This is a genomic window from Veronia nyctiphanis, from assembly GCF_004116385.1.
Classification (GTDB): Bacteria; Pseudomonadota; Gammaproteobacteria; order Enterobacterales; family Vibrionaceae; genus Veronia; species Veronia nyctiphanis.
In genome coordinates this window covers 1-4,889 of sequence record NZ_PEIB01000067.1, presented here as the reverse complement: position 1 = coordinate 4,889, position 4,889 = coordinate 1, and the positions used below count along the sequence as shown (strand labels likewise).

Genomic DNA, 4,889 nt, shown 5'->3' with positions numbered 1-4,889 from the left:
TTGATTGGCAGAGAATCGGGCGATTTCTTTTTCATTCAGCTGATCTTTGATGATGACGGGTTTGAACCTTGCCGTCTGGCGGAGCTTTTTTCTAAAGCGTTGAATTTCAGCCGGGGTAATAGCGACAACGCTTTGTAAGCGTTCGAGCGTTTCGTCGATATTTTTTACTTCTCGCGGAATGAGCTGCAGGCTGGTGACAGCGCGGTTTTCTGCCAGTAAAACACCATTGCGGTCATAGATTCTGCCACGGTTTGGCGCGATGGGTAAAATTTTGATCCGGTTGTCGTTAGAGCGGGTTTGGTAGTCCTGAAATTCAGAAACCTGAAGATGGTAGAGGTTGGCAATTAGTACGCCGACCAGTCCAATCGTTACCATAAAAGCAACCAACGCACGACGGCCAAAGAGGTTAGCCTCTTCTACATAGTCTCGAACTTTTGTGCGGTCAGTTAACATTGCATTCTCACTGGCTTACAAGCCGATTTTTCTATTTTGTGACGCGTTAGTTCACCGCATTGAAGAGGCTGCGATGTCTTTACTAATTCCGCGAGGTCTTTTTCCAAGGCAGTAACGAGAAAGGACAAATGATATAACTGAAACAAATTTGGGATTAACATGCTGTTTATAATAATTTTTATTGTTATTGTCTTACTTTACTGTCTCATTGACAGAACAAACGATAACGAAGTGTACCGTAAATTAGATTCATGCTAAAGGCATCCCAACAGGCAAAGCCCGAATGCGGCTTACGAGTAAACTCACAATCTTTTTATGTCACAACGACTTTTGTGACCGTTTCCCGTTGCATTGCGAACAGTTTTTCATTTATGGTCGAGTGATGAAAATTCTATTTGCTGTCTCTCACTTCTGCTGTTGTTGCTGTAAATCTTTGGTTTACGGCCATGTCTTTGTGCACCGCAAATAAGCATAAAAACTCACTCTGATATCAGGCCGTCGATGACTTCATCAACGGCCTTTTTTGTATTCGCAGGACAGACTATGACTGAAAAAACACTGACATTTTTCAATACACTTTCCCGAGCATCGGAAGCGTTTCACCCTCTCAAACCTAACGCTGTCGGTATGTATGTTTGTGGTCCTACGGTTTATGACTATGCGCATGTCGGAAACTTGAGAACGTATCTTTTCGTTGATGTGCTCAACAGAACATTGAGGCTCAATGGTTATGAGGTGAATCACGTGATGAACATCACTGATGTAGGTCATCTTGTGTCTGATGGTGACACTGGCGAAGACAAAATGGAAAAGGGGGCGAGGAAGCAGAAAAAAACAGCTTGGGAAATTGCCAAAGAGTTTGAAAAGGCATTTTTTGACGATATGGCGCGGCTTAATATTCACCGCCCATCAGTGATATGCCGGGCGACAGAGCACATTCAAGAACAGATTGATTTCATCTCGGCTCTTGAGCATAGTGACTTTACTTACAGGACGGAAGACGGTGTGTACTTTGACAGCAGTAAGCTCGCTGATTACGGCAAGCTCGCGAAGTTGGACCGTGAAGGACTGACGGCGGGTAAACGTGTCGATATGGCTGGTAAGAAAAATGTCACTGACTTTGCCCTTTGGAAATTCAGTGGCGATCGCCAGCGTCAGATGGAGTGGCCAAGTCCATGGGGAATTGGCTTCCCCGGCTGGCATATTGAGTGCTCGGCGATGGCAGAAAAATACCTTGGTGAGCGTTTCGATATTCATGTGGGTGGCGAGGACCATATCCCTGTTCACCATACCAATGAGATAGCCCAGTGTGAGGCAAAAAACGGTCATATTCAGGCCAACTACTGGCTGCACGGTTTCTTTCTTAACCTCAACAAAGAAAAGATCTCTAAGTCAGGCACCTCCTTGCGTTTACAGACGCTGTTGGATAAGGGGTATGACCCTATGGCATATCGCTATCTCGTATTGACCGGGCATTATCGAAGTCATTTAAGCTTCACTTGGGACAGCCTGACTGCAGCGCAAAAAGCGGTTCGAAGGTTAAAGTTAAAAATGGCAGATTTACCTGAGGGCGGTACTGCTGATCCCCGTTTTACGGAGCGTTTCATGGTATTTATCAATGATGATTTGAATATGCCTCGTGCGCTTTCTCTGGTCTCTGAAGTGCTTGATAGTGATCTTAGCAATGCAGATAAACGGTCGACACTGATGTTTTTTGATCAAATCTTTGGTCTTGAACTGGATCAGCCAGAGCAAGCATTAATCCCGGACGAAATCTATCAGCTCGCGGTTGAGCGCCAGTCGCTTAAAGTTGCTAGAAAGTTCTCTGAGGCTGATGCTATAAGGGATAAGGTGCTTTCACTCGGTTATAAAATCAGTGACGGGCCAAATGGGGAAATTTCAGTGACGATGAGGTGATTGTTTTTACGTAACTGCCAGTCTGGGATTCTACATAGGGTCGTGACACAAATTTCGATAATTCAGTTGAGCAGGACTGATCGGTGGCCGCCGTTCAGCCCTATTAATCTTGTGATATACAATTTGCCGACCTGAGGGTGACCAAGATGAAGAAAAGAATAGCTACATTTTTCCTAGTGCTTGTTCCATTACTGCTCGTTGCGCTTTCACCCTCTACAAAGGCCTCTGAGTCTTGCCCGCCGTTGCTCGAACACAGCTATAAAAAGCTAAACTCCTCTGAAGACGTCAATCTATGTGAAACGTTGAAAGGTCAGGTAGTTCTGGTTGTGAATACGGCCAGTCAGTGCGGTTATACGCCGCAATTTAAGCAGCTTGAATCTCTTTATCAGACCTACAAAGACAGAGGGTTTACTGTTGTCGGCTTTCCCAGTAATGACTTTTATCAGGACAGAGGCTCAGAAGCTGAAACGGCCAAAGTTTGCTACATCAATTACGGCGTGACATTCCCGATGATGGAGAAAACCAAGGTACGTGGCGCTGATTCTGAAGGCATTTTTAGACAACTTGCTGACACGTCTGGTGTGGAGCCAAAGTGGAACTTTTACAAATACTTGCTGGATCGTGATGGCAAAGTTATTGGTGTTTTTCCCAGTAATTCGGAACCAATGTCGGCAACTTTTCAGAAGGTTGTAGAAGCGGCACTGTAAGTTTGTTTTTCTCAATCTGCGTCTTCTTTGTTGAAAAACAAAAATCTGGAATCGGTTGACCAATGTGATAACAAAGAGAAAAATTTAACTTGTCATTTATTTTCACACTGTGATAACTTTCCGCCCAATTCCGAGAGCTTCATATTCGGAGCACATGCACAGCAAGACAAAGGGAGGCTTTGCGCTTGTTGTGCCCGTAGGTACTGGTGAAATTCGTCATCAGTAGAAGGGCATTAATAGTGCGACCTGTAAGGACGAAAACTCAGGCGCATATTGAGGAACCCAACAGTGAAAGAATCACATCTTCTCCAAACTATCGTCTTACCCAACTGCAGTATTATTACTGAGCCTTGATCGTTCCGACCATCTAACCCGGTATTGTTTTTCCGCCTTCGGTAAACGCCATCGCTTCGTCGATCGCCCGTTTCCATTTTCAAGGTGGCTGTTTTTGTCGCGAATCGCGTAACGCCAGGCCTTTTTGCCGATGTTGCACTTTCGCAGTTCAGTTTTAATACCGGTCGGCAATGCTTTCTAACTCGTGCCTTTTCTCACTCTTAGCCGATTGAAAAGACATTGCTGACCTCGTTACATGGATGACGACGATGATCGATAACCTGTTTGAATTACCTGTAGCTCAGGCGTCCCTCACACTGCCAGAAACAGGTGCAGAACTTTATGATTTAACACCAGACGAACTCTTGCTGAGCCAAGAGCATTATGAGTCTGAAGTTAGGTCATACCCCAGACGACTGCCCCTCGCTATTCAGCGTGCCATGGGCGCTCGCGTTCAGGACAGCCGTGGCCAGACGTATCTTGACTGTCTGGCAGGTGCCGGCACATTGGCGTTGGGCTACAACCACCCAGAAATCAATCAGGCTTTAATTTCTCAGCTCAATTCGGGTCTGCCCTATCAAACGCTTGATATCACCACGCCCGCCAAAGACACATTCATCAAATCATTGATGGGCTTTTTACCTGCTGAATTTGCTGAGAATGCCCGTATTCAATTCTGTGGCCCGTCTGGCGCTGATGCGGTTGAGGCGGCTATTAAACTTGCAAAACAAACGACTGGTCGCAATACCATGGTGGCGTTTCATGGTGCATACCACGGTATGACAAATGGCACCATGGCGCTAATGGGTAACCTTGGCACAAAAGAGCGTCGAGAAGGCTTGATGGCAGATGTTCACTTCCTGCCATTTCCTTACAGCCTGCGTTGTCCGTTTGGTCTTCATGGCGAGCAGGGCGCACGTCAGGGGCTTCGTTACATCGAACGCATGCTTTGCGACGATGAAAGCGGCGTGAAAAAGCCTGCAGCCATTATTGTTGAACCTGTTCAGGGTGAAGGTGGCGTGATTCCTGCGCCTGCTTTCTGGCTGAGAGAGCTGAGACGCATAACCCAAGAGCACGGCATTCTGCTGATCTTTGATGAGATTCAGTGTGGTATCGGTAAAACAGGTGCGAACTTTGCCTTCGAAGATTCTGGAATTACGCCAGATATTCTGTGTCTGTCTAAAGCTGTCGGTGGCGGCTTGCCAATGTCTGTTCTGGTCTTCGATAAATCCATCGATACATGGAAGCCAGGTGAGCACACTGGCACTTTCCGTGGTAATCAGCTTGCGATGGTCAGTGGTGCGAAGGCACTTGAGATCATTGAGCGTGACCAGCTTGCCGCACATGCAAAAGAGGCAGGTGCGTATCTTCGTCGCGGCTTGCAGGTGATCGCAGACGAAACATCCTGCATTGCGGAAGTTCGTGGTAAAGGCCTGATGCTGGGTCTCGAGATTGTGAAAGCTGACGGCAGTAAAAATA

Annotated in this window: 3 protein-coding genes and 1 pseudogene; 3 read left to right on the top strand and 1 reads right to left on the bottom strand. The window is 46.5% G+C overall.

Features of this window, described 5'->3' with window-relative positions; genetic code table 11:
* Positions 1 to 453 (bottom strand): annotated as a pseudogene (locus CS022_RS24215) (penicillin-binding protein 2); the annotation flags it as partial.
* 543 nt (positions 454 to 996) lie between these two features.
* Here CS022_RS24215 and cysS point away from each other — a divergent pair.
* From cysS to CS022_RS24200, 3 genes are all read left to right on the top strand, one after another.
* On the top strand, positions 997 to 2,370 hold the full coding sequence (cysS, locus tag CS022_RS24210; protein ID WP_129124422.1) for a cysteine--tRNA ligase: 1,374 nt from the start codon (positions 997 to 999) through the stop codon (positions 2,368 to 2,370).
* Positions 2,371 to 2,516: 146 nt separating this feature from the next.
* Positions 2,517 to 3,077 (top strand): glutathione peroxidase, encoded by a 561-nt coding sequence (locus CS022_RS24205; RefSeq protein ID WP_129124421.1) that lies wholly within the window; start codon positions 2,517 to 2,519, stop codon positions 3,075 to 3,077.
* A gap of 602 nt (positions 3,078 to 3,679) precedes the next feature.
* Positions 3,680 to 4,889: diaminobutyrate--2-oxoglutarate transaminase family protein (locus tag CS022_RS24200; RefSeq protein ID WP_408057300.1), on the top strand; the 1,210-nt coding region annotated here is incomplete at its 3' end.

Coding starts and splice junctions, on each gene's coding strand:
- CS022_RS24205 (WP_129124421.1), top strand. CDS start 2,517: ATGAAGAAAAGAATAGCTACATTTTTCCTAGTGCTTGTTCCATTACTG.
- cysS (WP_129124422.1), top strand. CDS start 997: ATGACTGAAAAAACACTGACATTTTTCAATACACTTTCCCGAGCATCG.